The 2,232-nt window shown below is 39.2% G+C and carries 1 protein-coding gene and 2 pseudogenes; all 3 read right to left on the bottom strand.

Annotated features, from left to right (window positions below; translation table 11 throughout):
- Positions 1 to 432: pseudogene (locus SORDD24_RS00540) on the bottom strand (carbohydrate ABC transporter permease); the annotation flags it as partial.
- Between the two features lie 15 nt (positions 433 to 447).
- Positions 448 to 1,314, bottom strand: a complete 867-nt coding sequence (locus SORDD24_RS00535; protein ID WP_196757268.1) for a carbohydrate ABC transporter permease — start codon at positions 1,312 to 1,314, stop codon at positions 448 to 450.
- 225 nt (positions 1,315 to 1,539) lie between these two features.
- A pseudogene (locus tag SORDD24_RS11455) lies at positions 1,540 to 2,232 on the bottom strand (ABC transporter substrate-binding protein); the annotation flags it as partial.

The raw sequence follows: 2,232 nt of genomic DNA, 5'->3' as shown, positions 1-2,232 counted from the left end.
CCAAAGCGTATCATGGATTCCCATAAAGTTGACAATCCGCACCAAAGGTACCAAGACAACTTGTTTTGGAAGAGCCATAGCTGCAATGAAAAGAGCAAAGAGAATCCGTTGTCCATAGAAACGTTTCTTAGCCAGTACATACCCCGCAAGCGATGAGGTGATACACACCAAGAACATGGTCACTAGTGAGATAAATACTGAGTTCCACATCCACTGAAGGGCTGGGTTTTGCACCATCAATTGCTGGAAGTTTTCCATTGTTGGATTTGCTGGCCACCATTGCGGTGGAATCATAATGGTATCTGGTTGAGATTTAAAAGCTCCTGTCAAAATCCAATAAAATGGAAAGATGAAAAGTACTGTCAAAAGGAGCAAGATAATGGTTGAAATAACCGTAAATGCGGTTAAGGGTTTCTTTTGTGTAGACTGCATAGGTAGCTCCTTTCTTTAGTATTCTACATCGTTTCCAAGAATCTTGAACTGAGCGAAGCTGACAAGGGCAATCATGATTGCCAAGAATACACCGATAGTATTGGCATAGCCATACTCAGTCAATTGGAAGGCTTTTTCGTAAAGGTAGTACATGAGGGTACTGGTTGAGAAGTTTGGACCACCAGAAGTCAAGAGCTGAATCAGCGCAAAACATTGGAAAGAGTTGATGGTCGTAATAATCACGATATAAAGTGTTGTTGGAAGGAGGCTTGGCCATTTGATCTTCCAAAATACTTGAAACTCAGTAGCCCCATCCACACGAGCAGCTTCTACAAGGGAGTTATCGATATTTCCCATCGCAGCGATATAAAGGATTATCGGCTGCCCAATAGAAGTTGTCAAGAGGATGATCATGATCGCCATCAAAGCCCAGTTTTTATCACCCAACCATGAAATATTTTGATTGATAATATGGCTTGATTTGAGGACAAAGTTCAAAATCCCTGATAGTGGATCGTAAATCCATTTCCATACAACCGTAACGGCAACACTCCCTGTAACAACTGGTAGGAAGAAGACGAAACGGTAGAAGGATCTGGCAATAGCATTTTGATGATAGGTCTGTGAAGCTACAAAGAGCGAGAAAAGAACAACAATCGGTACAGAACCAATTACCAAGATAATCGTATTAATCAACGATTTTGTAAAGACCGGATCTTTAAACATACGAATGTAGTTTTCTAGTCCGATAAATTCGAAGCTCGTCATCGAGTAATTAAAGAAACTCGTAACAAATCCCATAATCATAGGAGCTAACACGAAAATGGTAAAGAAGAATAAAACTGGTGCTAAGAAAGCATAGGAAATCACTGTTTCCCGCATGCGGATTTTATTGACTTTCACAGTCGGCACCTCACTTTCAATTAAAGATATTCTATTTTTGTTTAAAACTATTTTAAAATCAAAATGAAATTTTTCTAATGCAAGCATATGTAAGAACTTCATTTTAATTTTCACATGATCGTTTCTTACATTTAAATAAAAGTCCCCCTTTTCTTACACGCTTGTGTACAGGGAAAAGGGGGATTATAAAATCTTCATTAGTGCTTATTGTTTGGCAGCTTTTTTGATGGTTTCATTTGCTTTTTCAGTGAATGCTTTCAAAGCATCTGCTGGTTTGGCATCACCATTAGATACAGATTGCAACATTGGGAACCAAAGGGTTCTCATTTCAGCAAATCCGTCAATTGTGTTGTAGTATGGTGAGTAGTATTTAGTCCATGAGCTGATGGTTTCCATACGTTTGTCATCATAGAGTTTACCAAATGAAGTACGAACTGGGAATGCTCCTGTACGAACGACGTCTTTAGGACCCCATTCTTTGTCATCTGCCATGAATTGAACAAATTTCTTAGCAGCTGCAACTTTCTTTTCATCTTTATTGTTAAAGACTGCAAATCCATTGATCAAGTATTCCAAAGCTGGTTTTCCTGAGTCTGATGGGAATGGTACTTCTACCACGTCTACTTTACTTGCTTCCAATAGTTTAGATTGGATACCATTTTGAGCTGGCGCCCAAAGGATTGTGTAAGAAGTTTGACCGTTAGCAAAGTTTTGAAGGTCATCTCCACCGTTAAATTGTGAACCATTGTTTAGCAAACCGTCTTTAATCCAGCCAGCTGCTTTTTCAAGACCTTTCACAAATTTTGGATCATCTGTTGTATACTTGGTTACTTTTTCATCTGTTACAGAACCGCCATAAAGGTTAGCAATAAAGGCACGTGTCCCTTGGTCTCCCCC

It is taken from the genome of Streptococcus oralis, from assembly GCF_001579175.1.
Classification (GTDB): domain Bacteria; phylum Bacillota; class Bacilli; order Lactobacillales; family Streptococcaceae; genus Streptococcus; species Streptococcus oralis_O.
Note: the sequence above shows the minus strand (reverse complement) of the source record. Positions and strands in the feature narration are given on the sequence as shown.